Here is a 16,625-nt window from a genome sequence, read left to right on the forward strand (position 1 = left end):
AGCCCCTCGCCTGCAGTGCGTGCTTGCCGACACTCTTTCAGAGCCGGTCGCACCCGGCCAGACCTGGGGTGACGTCCGAGCGCGGTGACCGCGTGCGCACGGACGGGTGCGAGAGGCCCCGTTCCCCCGATATGCTGAATGGCGGGATCGGGTACCCCCGGTCCGTACCGAGACCCTTCGGGACTGCCTAGTGACGCAACCGCCCCACGGCCAGGTACCGCCTCGCGGGACCGTCCAGCCGCCGCCGGTGCCGGATGCGCAACCGGAACTTCCCTGGCTGGGCCGCCCGCACACCGTGTCCGCGCCGCGACGCCGGTCCCCGGCGGCAGTGATCGGGGTGTGCCTCGGAGCGGTGGCCGTCCTGGTGCTCGGACTGGTCGCGATCGTCGCCCTCAACCGCGGCGAGACCCCGTCGGCCAACGCGAACTTCCGCGACACCCCGTCGTCCCAAGACGTCCCTTCGCAGCCGCAGCCGGGCGGCGCGGGTGCCCCCGCCTCGGCGTCGAGCCTGCCGTCCGAGACGTCCGCGCCCAGCGCGACCGGCCCGCAGAAGATCCTCAAGCTCGCCGACCACCCGATCCTGCAGGACCCGAACGCCGGCCTGCAGAACCGCGTCTGCACGCTGCCGACCTGGCAGAGCACGCAGGCGGGCGCGGAAGCGTTCTTCACCGCGGCCAGCAAGTGCCTGGACGCGGCGTGGGGCCCGTTCCTCAGCGCCTACGGCCTGCCGTTCACGCCGCCGGCGCTGCACTTCCCCACCGGCGCGAGCTTCGAGACCGAGTGCGGCACCATCCAGGTCGGCATCGCGACCGCCGCGTACTACTGCGAAAACAACCTCTACGTCCCGTTCCGCGGCCTGCAGACCGACCAGTACGGCAACAACCCCGGCGTCTACCTGGCCCTGTTCGCCCACGAGTACGGCCACCACGTGCAGGAGGTCGCCGGGCTGATGGACGCGGCCTGGCAGAAGATCTACGAGGCCGGCCAGAACAGCCCGGCCGGGCTCGAGATGTCCCGGCGCAAGGAGCTGCAGGCCCAGTGCTTCTCGGGCATGTTCCTCGGCGCGCACGTCGACCAGGGCGGCACGATCAGCCGGGACATGTACAACAAGGCCTGGAACGACCAGGAGACCCGCGGCGACAACACGTCCCGCAGCCACGACCACGGGACGAACGCGCACTACGCGTCCTGGTGGCGGGCGGGGGCCACGAGCAACCGGATCGCCGACTGCAACACCTTCGCGGCGCCGTCGTCCGAGGTCAGCTGACCTTCGCGGCGGGCTTCGGCCGCAGCGGGATGCTCAGCCAGAGGTAGACGAACATCCCGCCCGAGAAGCAGGCGAACACGAGCAGGAACAGCCCGATGGGACGCCGCGCGTCCGAGGCGCCCGCCGACGTGTCCGCGGCCCGGACGGTGACCGTGCCCTGGTCGGGCAGGTCCTCGGGGACGCCGACGTCCACGCGCTCGCCCTGGCCGTGCCCGCAGCCGTTGAGCGTGCCCTCGTGGGTCTTGCCCGCGACGGTGAACTTCACGGTCTCGACGGCGTCCGGCCGGTCGCACGGCGCGGGCTTGGTGACCTCGGCCGTCACCGGGGCGCCGAGGTCGTCGTTGGAGATGCCCAGCAACCCCGGCCCGGCGAGCCAGGCGAGCACCACGACGAGCACGCCCGCCGCGGCGGGGATCGCCACCGTGGGCCACTTGAGATCGAGTGATCGCGGGGGCACTTCGCCATGGTTCCAGATCCCGCGGGCAAAACCCAGGCGGCCCGGTCCCGGCCGGCGGCGAACCGGACCTACCGCTCGATCTTCTCCGTCTGCGTCACCTTCTTGACGTAGAGCAGCTTGTCGCCGGGCTCGATGGCGTCGGCCTGCGGGGAGTCGATGCGGTAGAGCACACCGTCGCGGACCAGGCCGAGGACCAGGTCGGACAGGTGCCGCGGCGACCCGCCTTCCTCCGCCGGCTCGACCGGCCGTTCGGCGATCGCCAAGCCGGACTCGGGCGTGAGCAGGTCCTCCATGATGTCCACGACCAGCGGCGTCGACGTCGCCATGCCGAGCAGCCGCCCCGCCGTCTCGCTGGAGACGACGACCTGGTCGGCGCCCGACTGCTTGAGCAGGTGGACGTTCTCCGCCTCCCGCACCGACGCGACGATGTGCGCCTTGGGCGCCAGCTCGCGGGCGGTGAGCGTGACGAGCACCGCCGTGTCGTCGCGGTTCGGGGCGACGACGACCGCGCGCGCGTGCTGCACCGCGGCGACGCGCAGGACGTCGGAGCGGGTGGCCGAGCCGTGCACGGCGACGAGGCCGAGCGCGCTCGCCGCGTCGAGGGCCTGCTGGTCGGTGTCGACGACGACGATCTGCCCCGGGGCGATGTTCTCGTCACCGAGCAGCGCGTTGACGGCGGACCGGCCCTTGGTGCCGAACCCGACGACGACCGTGTGGTCGCGCACCTTCGTCCTCCACTTCTGGATCTTGAACGCCTGCCGGGAGCGCTCGGTGAGCACCTCCAGGGTGGTCCCGACCAGGACGATGAGGAAGAGCACCCGCAGCGGGGTGATCACCAGCACGTTCACCAGGCGGGCGGACGAGGTGGCCGGCGCGATGTCGCCGTAGCCGGTGGTCGAGAGCGAAACGGTGGCGTAGTACAGGCTGTCCAGCAGGGACAGGCCGTCGCCGTTGGCATCGCGGTAGCCGTCGCGGTCGAGGTACACGATGATCACCGTCAGCAGCAGCGCGAGAGTCGCGCCGACGACCCGCTTCATGATGGAGCGGAGGGGACTGACCGTCAGCTCGGGCATCCGCAGGACGCCGACGAGCTCGTGGTCCGGCCGATCGGTGAGACTGCCCAGCGGCAACCGCCTCAGGGCCTTCATGCACCGGCTCCCAGCGGCTGGTGTCGAGCGTCACTCACGCCCGGAGGATAGCCGAACCGGGTGGCGGGCCGCCGCGTGGAACGATGAGGCCATGGCTACCTCACAACGGCCCGCGCATTTACTGGCCGGCGTGCTGGGCACGATGGGCGTCCTGCACTTCGCCGTGCCGAAGCCGTTCGACGGGCTCATCCCCCGGTCACTGCCGGGTTCGCGGCGGGCTTGGACGTACGGATCGGGCGTCGCGGAGCTGGCGATCGGGGCGGCGGTGGCGGTGCCCCGCACGCGTCGTCTCGGCGGCTTGGCGGCGGCGCTGCTGTTCCTGGGGGTCTTCCCGGGCAACGTCAAGATGGCCGTCGACGCGTCTTCGGCCCCGCTCCCGCAGCGAGCGATCGCCTGGGCCCGCCTCCCGCTGCAGTGGCCCCTGATCGCGTGGGCCCTGAAGGTCCGAGACCGCGCGTAACCAGCGTGACCGAGGCCGGAACTCGTGTGATTGAAGACGTAACTCGCGTGTTTGGGGCCGGATCTCGCGAGTTGCGGGTCTGATCACGCGAGTTACGTCCCTGATCACGCGGGTTACGGGTCTGATCACGCCTCGGGGATGTCGCGGAGGAGCTTGCGGAGGCCTTCTGGGGACAGGAGGTCAGCCGGGCGGATCGTGCGGTTCGCGCGGACGTAGTGGAACGCCGCGCGGACCTCTTCCACCGGGACGTTCTTCAGTGCCGCCCAGGCCATCCGGTACGCCGCCAGCTGGACCGCCAGCACCGGCTGGCGGGACTCCGGCGGGACCGCGCCCGTCTTCCAGTCCACGACCTCCCAGTAGCCGTCGGGGTGCCGGAAGACCGCGTCCATGCGGCCACGCAGGGTGATGCCTTCGACGTCGGCCGTGAACGAGACCTCCACCGCGTGCGGCACCCGCGACGCCCACTCGCTCTTCTCGAACTCCGTCTGCAGTTCCTCGAAGTCCGCGTCGGGCGCTTCGCCGAAGTCGGCCGCTCCCGGGAGGTCGTCGATCTCGATGAGCTGGTCGCCCGAGAACCGGCGTTCCAGCCAGCCGTGGAACTCCGTGCCGCGGCGGGCGAAGCTGTTGGGCTCCATCGGAAGCGGGCGGCTCAGGTCCGCCGCGAGCCGGCCCGCGTCATCGGCCAGCGCGACCAGCTGGCTCACCGAAAGCCGCGACGGCAGCGGGACCCGCCTGACCCGGTCGTCCTTGCGCGCCCACTCTTCGAGCAGGACGTCGGTGTCGGTCAGCCAGCCGTCCGGATCGTCCTCTTCGGACTGCTCTTCGGCAGTGTCCGAAGAAGAGTCCACAGCGGACAGTGCCTCGGACACCAGCTCCACCCCGGTCTGCACGCCGGTGCGCCGGTCGGCCAGCGGATCGACGGGCCAGCGCGACGTCCGCGAGTCCGACACCAGCGGGTTCTCGTCGTCCGCGGACGGTTCCGGCGCCCACTCGGCGAGCTGCCCGACGCCGGTCTCGCGCACGACGTCGCCGATCTCCGTCAGGAACTCCGACGGCCCCTTGAACCGGCTGCTGCTCTCGTTCCACCAGTGCCCGGACACGATCAGCGCGTGCTCGGACCGCGTCAGCGCGACGTAGCAGAGCCGCCGTTCCTCCGACTGCTCCCGCTCGACGAACCCGGCTTCGTGCAGCTCCAGTCCTTCTTGGACTTCCTTGCGGTCGTAGCCGTCGGCGATCCGCAGCTCCGGCAGGTCCTGCGAGTCACCGCGCAGCGCGGCGGGCAGCGACGTCGCGGTCCGCAGCCACGACGACGACCGCCGCCGGCCCGGGAAGACGTCCTGCACCAGGTGCGGCACGGCGACGACCTCCCACTCGAGGCCCTTCGCCGAGTGCACGGTGAGCACCTGCACGCGGTCCGGCACGACCTCGACCTCGCCGGGGGTGAGCCCGTCTTCGGCGTGCGCGGCGGTGTTCAGATAGTCCACAAAGGACAGAAGCGTGGCCGTCGGTGCCGTCTCGGCGTAGTCGGTGACGACCTCGGCGAACGCGTCCAGGTGCGTGCGGCCGGCGGATCCCGGGCGCGCCAGCGACTCCACGTCCAGGAGCATCGTGCGTTCGACGTCGGCGACCAGCTCCGGCAGCGACTGGTCGAGCCGCCGACGCAACGCGGACAGCTCCCAGCCGACCCGGCGGATGCGCTTGTAGCCCTCTTCGGAATACCGCTCCGGCGAGCCGGGCTCGTCGATCGCGTCGATCAGACCGGCCTGTTCGACGCGGTCCACGACCAGCTCCGGAGCGTCCGAAGCCGGCTTCTCCGGGCTCGACAGCTCCCCCGCGCGCCGCCACAACGCGGCGACGTCGGCGGCCGCGAGCCGCCAGCGCGCGCCGGTCAGCAAGCGGGCCGCCGCGCTGCCCGACAGGGGATCCGCCAGCACCTTGAGGGTCGAAACGAGGTCCGCGACCTCGGGTTCGTCGAGCAGCCCGCCGAGCCCGACGACCTCGACCGGCAGCCCGCGCGCCCGCAGCTCGGCGGCGATCGGCGCCATGTCGGCGCGGCGCCGCACGAGCACGGCGGCGGTCGGCGGCTTCCCGGTCTGTTCCTGGGTGGCGTGCCAGCGCCGCGCGAGGGCGTCGGCCACCCAGTCGCGTTCGGCGCGGATGTCCGGCAGGAGCGCGCACGCGATGTCCGCGGGCCCGGCGCCTTCGCGCGCCCGAAGCCGTTCGACGCCGAGTCCGCGTGCCCGCAGCGGTTCGGCGATGGCGTTGGCGAGGTCGAGGATCTCCGGCGGGTTGCGGAAGCTCGTCAGCAGGCCGAAATCGTGGGCGGGCACGAGCCGTTCGCCGTCGTGGCGGGGAAAGTCCGTGGTGAAGCGGGGCAGGTTGGCCGCGCTGGCGCCACGCCAGCCGTAGATCGCCTGGGCCGGGTCGCCGACCGCGGTGATCGGCATCGGCTGGTTCTCGACGCCGCCGAACAGCGCCCGCAGCAGGACGCGCTGGGCGTGCCCGGTGTCCTGGTACTCGTCGAGCAGCACGGCGCCGAAGCGCTCGCGCTCGCCGCGCACGACCGACGGGTAGTTGCTCGCCAGCTGGGCGGCGAGCGACATCTGGTCGGCGAAGTCCAGCGCGCCTTCGTTGCGCTTGCGCCGGTGGTACTCCTCGACCAGCGGCAGCAGCGCGAGCCGGAAGTGCTGCGCCGCCATGATTTCCGTGAGCTTCTGCGGCAGCGCGGCCCGCTGTCCCTTGGCGCGTGGCGCGTTCTCGATGACGCGGCACATCCACGTCGTGTACTCGGCGAGCTCCTCGGTGGAGATGAGGTGCTCGCCCAGCTCACCGGCCAGCTGCAGGACGTCCGCGGTGACGGTCGGCGGGACGCGGTCGGTGTCCAGCTCGTTGTCCCAAGTGGACACGACGCGGTGCGCGATCTGCCACGACGACGTCTCGGAGAGCAGCCGGACGCCGGGCTGGACCGGCAGCCGCAGGCCGTGTTCGGACAGCAGGCGCCCGGCGTAGGCGTGGTAGGTGAGGACGGTCGGCTCGCCGGCGACCACAGTGGACCGCAGGCCGCCACTCGGGTCGAGCCGGTCGAGCAGCCCGGACCCGGCGAGCCGCCGCAGCCGCGCGCGCACGCGTTCGCCGAGCTGGCGCGCGGCCTTGCGGGTGAAGGTGAGGCCCAGGACGCGGTCGGGGCTGACGATCCCGTTGGCGACGAGCCAGACGACGCGCGCGGCCATGGTCTCGGTCTTGCCGGCCCCCGCCCCGGCGACGACGAGGGAGGGTTCGACCGGCGCGGCGATGACGATGGCCTGTTCGGGGGTGGGGCGGTGCAGGCCGAGGGCGTCGGCGAGTTCGGCGGGCTCGACGGGGTTGGCGATGACGAGCGGCCTCACGCACGCACCTCGCGGAAGCCAGGTGCGACGACCGCGGCGGTCGGCAGGCGCGCACCGAAAACCGCAGCGTCCCCCCGGCGCGCGCCGGGCCGGGCGCCGCCGGCGGCGCCCGGCGCGGGGGCGGCCGCCGCGGTGGTCAGCTCGGTCACGGGCCCGGCACCTGCCTGCCCTCGGGCCGCAGGGGGCAGCACCCTCGCGCCGGGCAACGGTCGCAGTCCGGGTTCTCCTGGGCCTGGTAGTCCGGCCCCGCCGCCGCGGCCGCCGCGTCGCGGACCAGCTCCAGCCACTGCTTGCCGCCCACCTCGTCCAACGGCGGCTGGGACCGCTCGGTCGACCCCGTCTTGTTGTTCGCCTTCGCCACGTACACCAGCCGCGCGCCGCCGGGCTCGTTGCTGCCCTTGATCGCGCCCAGCAGCACCGCCAGCTGGTACGCCGCCAGCTGCGGGTGCTCCTCGGCGTCCTTGCCGGACACCGGGACCTTGCCCGTCTTGATGTCGACGATCACCGGACGGCCCTCGGAGTCCAGCTCGACCCGGTCGACACGCCCGCGCAGCAGCACCCGGACCTCGTCGGCGCCGCCCGCCGGCAGCTCGACCTCGATGTCCTGCTCGACGCCCGCCGCCTTGAGCTCGGCCCGGCTGCGCTCCAACCAGGTCACGAAGTTCTGCAGCATCTGCTCGACCCGCCGCCGCTCGCGCCGCGAGAACCACGGCGCCCCAGCGTCGACGCGCACCCAGGCCTCGTCCAACGCGGCCTGCAGCTCCGCGTCCGTCTTGCCGGACGCGACGGACTCCGCCAGCCCGTGCACCAAGGTCCCGGTCACCGCCGCCAGCTGCGCGGGGTCGCTCCCGCCGTGACGCTCGATCATCCAGCGCAGCGGGCACTTCGTCAGGATCTCCACTGTGGACGGTGAGATCCGGATCAGGTCACCGGGGCGGTGCACCGGCTCGTCGGTGGACGCCGGGAGCAGGCCGTACCAAGTGGAAGGGTGCGCGCCCGGCACCTTCGCCTCGGCCAGCCGGGCGAGCTGCTTGGCCGCCCGGCGCCGGCGCGACGGCTCGGCCTTGTCGTCGCAGACGACCTCGCGCAGCTCCCCCACCAGCTCGGCCAGCACCAGCGACCGGCCAGGCGGCTTCATCCGCGAGTCGAGGCCGCCGTCGTCGGCGCCGTTCTCCTCGAGGTCGTCGAGGAACCGCGACGGCTGTTCGTCCTCTCCGGACACCGCGGTGACCAGCAGCGTCTGCTTCGCCCGGCTCATCGCGAGGTAGAACAGGCGCCGCTCCTCGGCGAGGATCGGCGCGGTCGCGGAGACGGCGTCGTCGTCCACCCCGGACATCAGGTCCTTCAGCCGTTCCACGCCCAGCACGGATCCGCGCAGCCGCAGGTCCGGCCACGCGCCCTCCTGGACACCGGCGACGGCGACGACCGTCCACTCGCGACCGGCGGCGGAATGCGCGGTGAGCAGCGAGACCCCGTCCGACGGGACGGCCGCCGGCGCGAGGGTGTCCCCGGCGATCTGTTGCGCACCAAGGTAGTCCGCAAAGGACGCGACACTCGCGCGAGGTAGGCGGTCGACGTACCGGCCGGCCGCGTCGAACAGTGCGACGACGGCGTCGAGGTCACGGTCGGCCTGCGCGCCCAGCGATCCCCCGCGGTCGACCTGCTTGAGCAGCTTGTCCTGCAGACCGCTTTCCTGCCACAGCTGCCAGACCACCTGCTCGACGCCGTCCCCGCGGGCCACGGCCTGGTGCGTGACGCGCAGCAGGCCGCCGACGCGGCGCACCGGCTCGGCCTCGGCGTCGGCCAGCCCGACGAGGATGTCCCCGCCGCGCAACGCTTCCACGAGCAGTTCGTCGCTCGATCGCTGCCCGCCGCCGGCCAGTTCGAGCCGGCGCAGCCCGCGCCGCAACCGCCGCAGCGCCAACGGATCCGCGCCGCCGAGTGACGACGACAGCAGCATCTCGGCGAGGTCGATGTCGAGCAGGTCGGGCTGCGGCGCCAGCTTCAGCACGGCCAGCAGCGGCCGGACCGCGGGCTGCTTGGCCAGCGGCAGCTCCTCGGTCGCCGACCCGATCGGGACGCCGGCCGCGCGCAAAGCGCGTTGCAGCACCAGGAAAGTCCGGGCCGGCGACCGGACGAGCACCGCGATCTCCGACCACGGCACGCCGTCCACGAGGTGCGCGCGGCGGAGCTGGTCGGCGATCCAGCTGGCCTCGGCCGCCGGGGTCGGCATCACGCGCACCCGGACGTTCCCGCCGGTCGCCCCGGCGGGCGCGACGATCTTGCGGTGCTGGGACAACCCGGGCAGCGTCGCGCCGATCTTCGCCACCGCCAGGCGGACGGCCGGGGCCAGCCGGTGCGACGTCGTGAGCGTGACGGTCCGGCTGCCGTCCGGGTCGGCGTCGGCGAACAGGCTCGCGTCGGCGCCGCGGAAGGAGAACACGTTCTGGTCGGGGTCGCCGGCGACGACGAACTCGGTCGCGGTGTGCCCGATCATCCGGACCAGGCCGGTCTGCAGCGGGTCGAGGTGGTGGGCGTCGTCGACGAACAGGTGCCGCACGCGCGTGCGCTCGCGTTCGCGCAGCTCGTCGTCGTCCTCCAGGGCGAGCAGCGCGGAGGTGACCAGCTCGGCGGCGTCGAGCGCGGGCGCGCTCGCCACGCCCAGCGCGTTGCCGCCCGCGCCCTGCAGCTGCGTGACTTCTTCGTACTGCGCCCAGAACTGCCCGGCGGCGACCCACTCCTCGCGGCCGCGCCGGCGGCCCAGCTCGGCGAGGTCCTCCGGGCCGAGCCCCCGCTCGGCGGCTCGCATCAGCAGGTCGCGCAGCTCTTCGGCGAAGCCGGGGACGATCAGCGCCGGCCGCAGCTGCTCGGGCCAGTACTCGGCCTCTTCGTCGAGGTCACCGGCGAGCAGTTCGCGGACGACGACGTCCTGTTCGGCGCCGGCGAGCAGCCGGGGCGGCGGGAGCTCCTCGGCCATCGCTTCCAGCCGCAGCAGCGAGTAGGCGTACGAGTGGACCGTGCGGACGAGGGGTTCGCGGACGGTCCGCGGCAGCGGCCGAGCCTGGTCGGGGTCGAAGGTGAGGCGGCGCGTGATGTCGGCGCGCAGCGCGTCGGCGGCCTTGCGGGACGTCGTGAGCACCAGCACGCTCTCCGGGTCCGCACCCTCGGCGATGCGGCGGGTGGCGGCCGACGCGAGCAGCGACGTCTTGCCGGTGCCGGGGCCGCCGAGCACGCGGCGGAAACCCCCGGGTGCGGAGAGCACCCGCCGGGCGCCTTCGTCCCAGGTGAACGTGGGTGCGTCGGTGATCGGCGTGCGCACCAGGCGCGCGTCCGCCTGCGCCGTTCGCCTCGCGTTCACCCAGCGATGGAACCACGACCGGAGTAACCGGCGTGGCACCGGCACGCCTTAACGGCGGTGCGGTCGACGAAGGTGCCGGAGCGTGCGGCGGGCGGCTACGAAAAGTGTCGTACCCGTGCGGCAGAGTGGTGGCATGGACGACGTTCTGCACGAGCGCGTGCGGGAAATCATCGAGTCGGTGCCGGCCGGCACGGTCGCGACGTACGGCGACATCGCGGCGCTCGCCGGCGCGCCCTCGCCGCGGATGGTCGGCGCCATCCTGGCCGAGGACGGCCACGACCTGCCGTGGCACCGGATCCTGCGCGCGAACGGGACGCCGGCGCCGCACCTGGTGCACGACCAGCTCGAGCGGCTGCGCGCGGAGGGCGTGCTGGCCGACGGTCAGCGCGTCGACCTGCGGAAGTACCGCTGGAAGCCGGACGGTGACGAAGATCCCGGCGAGGAGGGACTGTTCTGATCCCTAATTTTTAGGTTAGCCTCGCCTAATGACGACGCAGGTGGAGCGACCCGCCCTGACGTACCACCGGGCCCGGGTGACCGTGGTCCGGCCGGTCACGCCGCACATGGTGCGCGTGACGTTCGAGGCGGCGAGCTTCCGCGAGGTCGCGGCCGGGGCGCCCGACCAGTACGTCAAGGTCTTCTTCCCGCAGCCCGGCCAGGAAGCGCCCGAGCTGCCGGAGACCGGCTCCGACGTCATGTCGTGGTACCGCACGTACCTGGCGATGCCCGACGACGTCCGGCCGCCGATGCGTACGTACACGATGCGGGCGCACCGGCCGGCGTCGGCGGAGATCGACGTCGACTTCGTGCTGCACGGCGACACCGGCCCGGCCTCGGCGTGGGCGTCGCGCGTGACACCGGGCGACCGGGTGGCGTTCCTCGGCCCGCACGGCCTGTACGACGTGCCGGACGGCACCGACTGGCAGCTGCTGGTCGGCGACGAAACGGCGTTGCCCGCGATCGGCGCGATCATCGAGCAGCTGCCGGCCGGCACGCGCGTTTCGGCGTACATCGAGGTCTCGGAGCGCGAAGAGCGCCAGACGTTCGAGACGCGCGGAGCGGTCGAAGTCCACTGGCTGCTTCGCGGGTCACGCCCGTTGGGAGAGGCCCTGCTGGACGCGGTGCGTACGGCGACCTTCCCCGGCGGAGCGCCGTACGCGTGGGTGTCGGGCGAAGCGGGCGTCGTGAAGCTGGTGCGGCGACACCTGGTGCGCGAGCGCGAAGTCGACAAGCGGCGGATCTGCTTCGCCGGTTACTGGCGCATGGGGATCAGCGAAGAGGCAGCGGGCCGGGAAGCAGCCCGCGCGGCCGAAGCGGGCGAAGTCCCGAACGAGGACTGAAGTGCAACTCTGAGGTTGCACCACGAGCCCTCATGTGCAACTCTGGTGTTGCACATGAGAGGAGCTCGACCATGATCATCGAACGCGAGATGCTGATCGCCGCGGCACCGGAGAAGGTCTGGCCCCTGGTGGCCGAACCCGGCTTCTGGGCGACCGACGACGAAACCGTCCAGGGCACGCTGGCCGAGGAAGGCCAGACCCTGGTGGTGACGCACTCGGAGCACGGCGACTTCCCGCTGCGCGTCGAGAAGGTCGATCCGCCGACCTACCTGGCGTACCGCTGGGTGAGCGCGTTCCCCGGCGAGGAGCTGCGTGAAGACAACTCGACGCTCGTCGAGTTCACCCTGACCCCCGAGGGCGACGGCACCCGGCTGCGCGTCGTCGAAAGCGGGTTCGCGCAGCTGCCGACGTCCGACGAAAACCGGCGCAACGTCGTCAAGGACCACACCGCGGGCTGGGAACAGTGCTTCACCGCGCTCGCCGCGCGTGCCGAGTGATGTCCACTGACGTCGTCGACGGTGTCCTGGCCGCCCTGGCCGATCCGACCCGCCGTCAGCTGCTCGACCTGATCGCCGCCCACGGCCAGGCCACCGCGACGACCCTCGCCGGCGGCCTCCCGGTCTCGCGGCAGGCGATCGTCAAACACCTCACCGTCCTCGGCTCGGCCGGACTGGTCGACAGCGTGAAGGTCGGCCGCGAGGTCCGGTACGCCGTGCGCCCGGAAGCCCTGGACACGACGGCCCGCTGGATGACCTCGCTCGCCGCCGACTGGGACCGCCGCCTGGCCAAGATCAAACGCATCGCCGAGCAGGACTGACTCCCCCTCTGGAGAACCCCATGACTCTCGTTGCGCTACCCCCTGCCCGTTTCACGCCGAGACAGCGTGCCGTCCTGGCCGTGCTGCTCGGCGCCGGCTTCCTCCTGTCGATCGACTTCTCGATCCTGAACGTCGCGTTGCCGCAGGTCGGCGCCGGTGTCGGGCTCGACCTGACGGCGCTGCCGTGGGTCAGCACGGCGTTCGTGCTGCCCGCGGCCGGCTTCACGCTGGTGTGCGGCCGCCTCGCGGACCTGGTCGGCCGCCGGCGGATGTTCCGCTCCGGGATGGCCCTGCTGGCCGCGGCGTCGCTGCTGGGCGGCGTCGCCACGAACCCCGAACTGCTGCTGACGGCCCGCGCGCTGCAGGGTTTCGCCACCGCGATGACGCTGCCCGCGGCGCTGTCGCTGCTGACCACGACCTTCGCCGAAGGCACCGCGCGGGACCGCGTCCTCGGCCTCAACGGCGCCCTGCTTTCCGGCGGCTTCACCGTCGGCGCCCTGGTCGGCGGGGCCCTCGTCGGCCTGCTGAGTTGGCGGGCGGCGTTCTTCATGAACGTGCCCGTGGCCGTCGCCATCCTGGTCGCCACGCCGTTCCTCGTTCCCGAATCGACCGTGCCCGGCCGCGCGCGACCGGACCTGCCCGGCGCGCTGACGGTCAGCGGCGGCCTGCTCGCCCTCGTCTACGCCGTCATCGACAAGAGCGTGCTCGCCGCGGTGGCCGGCGTGGTGCTGCTGGCCGCGTTCCGACTGATCGAACAGCGTTCGCCGGCGCCGCTGGTGCCGCCGCGGATCCTGGCCCGCCGCACGGTCAAGTGGGGTAACTTCGCCGGTCTCGTGCTGTTCGCGATGGAACCCGCGGTGATCTTCCTGACCACCCTCTACCTGCAGCGGATCCTGGGGCTCTCGCCGTGGGCGACCGGCCTGGTGTTCGGCGTGCCCGGGCTGGCGTCGGTGGCCGCGGGGGTGCTCGCCGGCCGGGCCATCGGCCGCTTCGGCAGCCGCGTCCTGCTGGCCGCCGGGCTGGCCGTCGAAGCGCTGGCGACCGTGCCGCTGCTGTTCCTCGGCCCCGGCCGCGCCGCACTGCTGATCCTGCTCCCGGCTTTGTTCGTGGGGTTCTTCGGCCACGTGGCCGCGATCGTGGCGTACACGGTGACCGCGACGTCCAGGCTGCCGGACGAGGAGCAGGGCCTGGCCACCGGATTGACGTCGATGACCCAGCAGGTGGGCATCACCGTCGGCATCCCGGTGCTGAGCGCCGTCGCCGCGACGCAGGCCGCCGAGCTCACCGGAATCCACCTCGCCCTGGGCGTCGCCGTCGTCATCACGCTCGCGAGCGTCGTCCTGATCACCGTCAAGCTGAAGGAGTCCTGATGACCATCGTCGACCGCGAAACGTTCCAGGCCGAGCTGGATGTGCTGCGCGCCAGGGAAAAGGCCCACACCCACGAAGGCGACGCGATCGCCGCGGCCCGGCGCCGCCTGCCGATGGTCGAGGTGGACGCCACGCTCGAGCTGCTCGGCCCGGACGGCCCGGTGACCCTGCTCGACGCGTTCGAGGGACGCCGCCAGCTCATCGCCTACTACTTCATGTGGAACCCGGGCCGTCCCGCGCCCGAACAGTGCGAGGGCTGCACGTTCTACGCCAACCAGGTCGCCGAACTGGCCAACCTGCACTCCCGAGACATCACGTACGCGGTGTTCTCCCAAGGCCGCAACGTCTCCGCCGAACCGGCCGACGCGCGGACGTCGTACGAGGAAAGCCTGCGCTACCGCGCCTTCATGGACTGGCGGATGCCCTGGTACTCGGCGCAGCCGTCCCTCGACACGCTCCTGGTCGGGCGGGAGATCGGCCTGTTCCACCTGGTCTGCTACCTGCGTGACGGCGACCGCGTCTTCGAGACCTACTGGACGAAACGCCGTGGCGTGGAAGCGATGGACTACAGCTACGCGCTGATGGACCTGACCGCGTACGGCCGCCAGGAGGCCTGGGAAGACTCCCCCGAGGGCTCACCGCAGGAGTGCACCAACGTCCGGACCGAAGCCGGCGCACCCGGCTGGCCGCCGCTCGCGGAGTGGCCGGGTGGCCGGCCCATCGCCCAGTGGCCGCGACTCGCCGCCGGTCGCGACGACGACCTCGGCGCTACGACCGGCTCGGCGACGCCCCACCGGTGCCACTGAGCGTCGTGACCAGCAGTTTCACCAAAGCGCCCAGGCGCTGTCGGTCCGGTTGCAGCGTGCGCACCCCGGCTTGTTCGAGGGGCGCCGCCGTCACCGGGCCGACGCACGCGCACACCAGCGGGCCGCGCAACGTCGTCAGCAGCTCGTCGTACCGGCCGTAGTCCCGGGCCAGGGTCAGGAAGTTCGCCGCGGCCGGGGCGCTCGTGAAGGCCAGCGCGCCCAGCTCGCCGGCCACGGCCGCGTCGATCAGGTCGTGCACCGGCGTCACGTCCGGCGGGGAGTACCAGCGGTACGGCTGGACCTCGACCAGCCAGGCACCGGCTTCCACCAGGGGCGCCGTGAACTCCGGCAGCGGGGTCCCGTGCAGCTGGACCGCCGTCCGCTGCCCGAGCACGCCCGCCGCCGTGACGGCCTCGAACAGCTCGGCGTTCGACTCCGACTCGGCCGAGTACGTCTCCCGCAGGCCCGCGCCACGGATCGCACCGACCGCCTTGGGGCCGCGCGCGTAGATCCGGGACTCGCGGAGGTGGTCGAGCAGCTGCTGCCGGAGTCCCCAGCCCTCGGCCGCGTCGAGCCAGCCGCGGAAGCCCGCGCCCGTCGTCACGACCGTGATGTCGACCGGGGACATCACGGCCTTCAGCGTCGCCGCGTGCAGCTCCGGGTCGCGATCCAGGGGCACGATGGTGATCGTCGGCGCGTGACGGACGTCGGCGCCGTGGCGTTCGAGGGCCCCGATGAACTCCTCGGCCCGGCGTTCGGCCGTGACGCCGATCGCGACGCCGCTCAGCTCACCCATAGATCGCACCCATCCGCTCGATCGCTTCGGCCAGCTCCGCCCGCAGGTCCGCCGGTTCCAGGACCTCCAGGTGCGGCCCGAACCGCAGCAGCTCGCCGATGGCCGGTTCGCCCGGCTCCACCGGCAGCTCCACGGTGAGCCAGCCGTCCGCATCAGGTTCCCCGGTGGCCGCACGCAGCGCGCGGGCGCCGACCGAACCCGCGTAGAACGGTACGAGAGCCTGCGCCCGCGGCGACAGCCGCACCACGGCGACGCGCGGGAACATCCGGCGTTCGAACTGCTCGGACCACTCCTGCCAGTACGCCGCGAGGTCGAACCCGGCGGGCCGCTCGAACTCCTCGCCCAGGTCGGTCAGCTCCAGCACGCGTGAAATCCGGTACGTCCGATCGGTGCCCTCGCAGCGACCCGCGAGGTACCAGTTGCCGGCCTTGAGGATCAGGCCCAGCGGCTCGACGTCCCGCTCGACGACCCGCTGGCCCCAGCGTTCGTAGCGGATCCGGATCCGGTGCGACGACCACACGGCGTCGGCGACCGCGGACAGCACCGGCAGGCTTTCGATGCCCCGGTGCCAGCCGGGAACGTCCAGGTAGAACCGCTCGGCGACCCGCCCCGCGCGGTCGCGCAGCTCCTGCGGCAGCGCCGCGTACAGCTTGAGCTGGGCGGCGGCCAGGACGGTGCCGAGCCCCAGCTCGGCCGCGGCCACGGGCAGCCCGGCCAGCGACAGCGACTGGGCCTCTTCCTCGGTCATCCCGGTGAGCCGGGTGCGGTAGCCGTCGACCAGGCGATACCCGCCGGTCCGGCCGCGGTCGGCGTACACCGGGACGCCGGACGCCGACAGCGCGTCGATGTCCCGGTAGACCGTCCGCACCGAGACCTCGAGCTCCGCGGCCAGCTCTTCCGCCGTCATCCGGCCGCGGTTCTGCAGCAGCAGGAGGACGGACAGGAGACGGCTGGCTCGCATATCTCCAGTTTGGCAGAAATACCTGACACAAGCTGACAGGTATGCCCGGCAGAGTGGTCCTCATGAACGCATTCACCATGAAGAACTGGGAAGAGAACGTCGTCAGCGGCACCGAAGGTGGCCCGCGGGTGGCGTACGCGCACGCCTCGATGGCGTACGACGGAGTCATCGAGGGTGAATCGATCTGCGATCTCCTGCTGTACTACGCGGGCGAAGGCTACGAGAGCGGCACGACGACGTCGCCGAGCTTCGAGCGCTTCGCGGGCAAGGTCGACGGTCGCGAAGGGACGTTCATCGTGAAGCACGAATTCACGTTCGACGCCCAGGGCATCGCGTCGACGTTCGGCGTCGTGCCGGGCTCGGGCACCGGCGAGCTGGCGGGACTCACCGGGAGCGGCACCGTCGGCGGCACGATGGGTGAGGAAAAGATGGGGTACACCTTCGAGTACGCGTTCTAGG

At 72.3% G+C, this 16,625-nt stretch carries 16 protein-coding genes; 9 read left to right on the forward strand and 7 right to left on the reverse strand.

Features of this window, described 5'->3' with window-relative positions; translation table 11 throughout:
* Nucleotides 1–247 precede the first annotated feature (247 nt).
* Nucleotides 248–1,267: a neutral zinc metallopeptidase gene (locus AB0C38_RS32120; RefSeq protein ID WP_360680829.1), complete on the forward strand. Its 1,020-nt coding sequence runs from the start codon at nt 248–250 to the stop codon at nt 1,265–1,267.
* Here AB0C38_RS32120 and AB0C38_RS32125 read toward each other — a convergent pair.
* Both AB0C38_RS32125 and AB0C38_RS32130 read right to left on the reverse strand, forming a co-directional pair.
* Nucleotides 1,260–1,688: a hypothetical protein gene (locus AB0C38_RS32125; RefSeq protein ID WP_360680831.1), complete on the reverse strand. Its 429-nt coding sequence runs from the start codon at nt 1,686–1,688 to the stop codon at nt 1,260–1,262. The genes AB0C38_RS32120 and AB0C38_RS32125 overlap by 8 nt on opposite strands.
* Before the next feature lie 104 nt (nt 1,689–1,792).
* A complete protein-coding gene (locus tag AB0C38_RS32130; RefSeq protein ID WP_360680780.1) occupies nt 1,793–2,872 on the reverse strand; it encodes a potassium channel family protein in 1,080 nt (359 codons plus the stop codon).
* Between the two features lie 91 nt (nt 2,873–2,963).
* On the opposite strand from AB0C38_RS32130, the gene AB0C38_RS32135 reads away from it, so the two are divergent.
* The gene (locus AB0C38_RS32135; protein WP_360680782.1) at nt 2,964–3,332 is read left to right on the forward strand and encodes a hypothetical protein; all 369 of its coding nucleotides are present in this window, start codon (nt 2,964–2,966) and stop codon (nt 3,330–3,332) included.
* 125 nt (nt 3,333–3,457) lie between these two features.
* On the opposite strand, the gene AB0C38_RS32140 is transcribed toward AB0C38_RS32135, so the two are convergent.
* Genes AB0C38_RS32140 through AB0C38_RS32150 form a run of 3 tightly spaced genes read right to left on the reverse strand, consistent with a single transcriptional unit; the run spans nt 3,458 to nt 10,037 of the window.
* Nucleotides 3,458–6,718 (reverse strand): ATP-dependent DNA helicase, encoded by a 3,261-nt coding sequence (locus AB0C38_RS32140; RefSeq protein WP_360680784.1) that lies wholly within the window; start codon nt 6,716–6,718, stop codon nt 3,458–3,460.
* The gene (locus AB0C38_RS32145) at nt 6,715–6,867 is read right to left on the reverse strand and encodes a hypothetical protein (RefSeq protein ID WP_360680786.1); all 153 of its coding nucleotides are present in this window, start codon (nt 6,865–6,867) and stop codon (nt 6,715–6,717) included. Before AB0C38_RS32145 ends, AB0C38_RS32140 begins: the two co-directional genes overlap by 4 nt.
* Nucleotides 6,864–10,037 (reverse strand): ATP-dependent DNA helicase, encoded by a 3,174-nt coding sequence (locus tag AB0C38_RS32150; protein WP_360680833.1) that lies wholly within the window; start codon nt 10,035–10,037, stop codon nt 6,864–6,866. The genes AB0C38_RS32145 and AB0C38_RS32150 overlap by 4 nt, the downstream gene beginning before the upstream one ends.
* 172 nt (nt 10,038–10,209) lie before the next feature.
* Between AB0C38_RS32150 and AB0C38_RS32155 the strand changes: the two genes are divergently transcribed.
* From AB0C38_RS32155 to AB0C38_RS32180, 6 genes are all read left to right on the forward strand, one after another.
* Nucleotides 10,210–10,533: an MGMT family protein gene (locus AB0C38_RS32155; protein ID WP_257923117.1), complete on the forward strand. Its 324-nt coding sequence runs from the start codon at nt 10,210–10,212 to the stop codon at nt 10,531–10,533.
* Nucleotides 10,534–10,561: 28 nt separating this feature from the next.
* Nucleotides 10,562–11,416, forward strand: a complete 855-nt coding sequence (locus AB0C38_RS32160) for a siderophore-interacting protein (protein ID WP_360680788.1) — start codon at nt 10,562–10,564, stop codon at nt 11,414–11,416.
* Nucleotides 11,417–11,487: 71 nt separating this feature from the next.
* On the forward strand, nt 11,488–11,913 hold the full coding sequence (locus AB0C38_RS32165) for an SRPBCC domain-containing protein (protein ID WP_360680790.1): 426 nt from the start codon (nt 11,488–11,490) through the stop codon (nt 11,911–11,913).
* The gene (locus AB0C38_RS32170; protein WP_360680792.1) at nt 11,913–12,233 is read left to right on the forward strand and encodes a metalloregulator ArsR/SmtB family transcription factor; all 321 of its coding nucleotides are present in this window, start codon (nt 11,913–11,915) and stop codon (nt 12,231–12,233) included. The genes AB0C38_RS32165 and AB0C38_RS32170 overlap by 1 nt, the downstream gene beginning before the upstream one ends.
* 20 nt (nt 12,234–12,253) lie before the next feature.
* The gene (locus AB0C38_RS32175) at nt 12,254–13,603 is read left to right on the forward strand and encodes an MFS transporter (RefSeq protein WP_360680794.1); all 1,350 of its coding nucleotides are present in this window, start codon (nt 12,254–12,256) and stop codon (nt 13,601–13,603) included.
* Entirely contained in the window at nt 13,603–14,409 is an 807-nt protein-coding gene (locus AB0C38_RS32180) for a DUF899 family protein (protein WP_360680796.1), read from the forward strand. The genes AB0C38_RS32175 and AB0C38_RS32180 overlap by 1 nt, the downstream gene beginning before the upstream one ends.
* Here AB0C38_RS32180 and AB0C38_RS32185 read toward each other — a convergent pair.
* Both AB0C38_RS32185 and AB0C38_RS32190 read right to left on the reverse strand, forming a co-directional pair.
* Entirely contained in the window at nt 14,372–15,205 is an 834-nt protein-coding gene (locus tag AB0C38_RS32185) for a uroporphyrinogen-III synthase (RefSeq protein ID WP_360680798.1), read from the reverse strand. The two genes, AB0C38_RS32180 and AB0C38_RS32185, sit on opposite strands and share 38 nt — an antisense overlap.
* Nucleotides 15,198–16,166 (reverse strand): YafY family protein, encoded by a 969-nt coding sequence (locus AB0C38_RS32190; RefSeq protein WP_360680800.1) that lies wholly within the window; start codon nt 16,164–16,166, stop codon nt 15,198–15,200. Before AB0C38_RS32190 ends, AB0C38_RS32185 begins: the two co-directional genes overlap by 8 nt.
* A 62-nt stretch (nt 16,167–16,228) precedes the next feature.
* On the opposite strand from AB0C38_RS32190, the gene AB0C38_RS32195 reads away from it, so the two are divergent.
* On the forward strand, nt 16,229–16,624 hold the full coding sequence (locus tag AB0C38_RS32195) for a DUF3224 domain-containing protein (protein ID WP_360680802.1): 396 nt from the start codon (nt 16,229–16,231) through the stop codon (nt 16,622–16,624).
* Nucleotide 16,625 lies beyond the last annotated feature (1 nt).

Source organism: Amycolatopsis sp. NPDC048633 (assembly GCF_040650695.1).
Lineage (GTDB): Bacteria > Actinomycetota > Actinomycetes > Mycobacteriales > Pseudonocardiaceae > Amycolatopsis.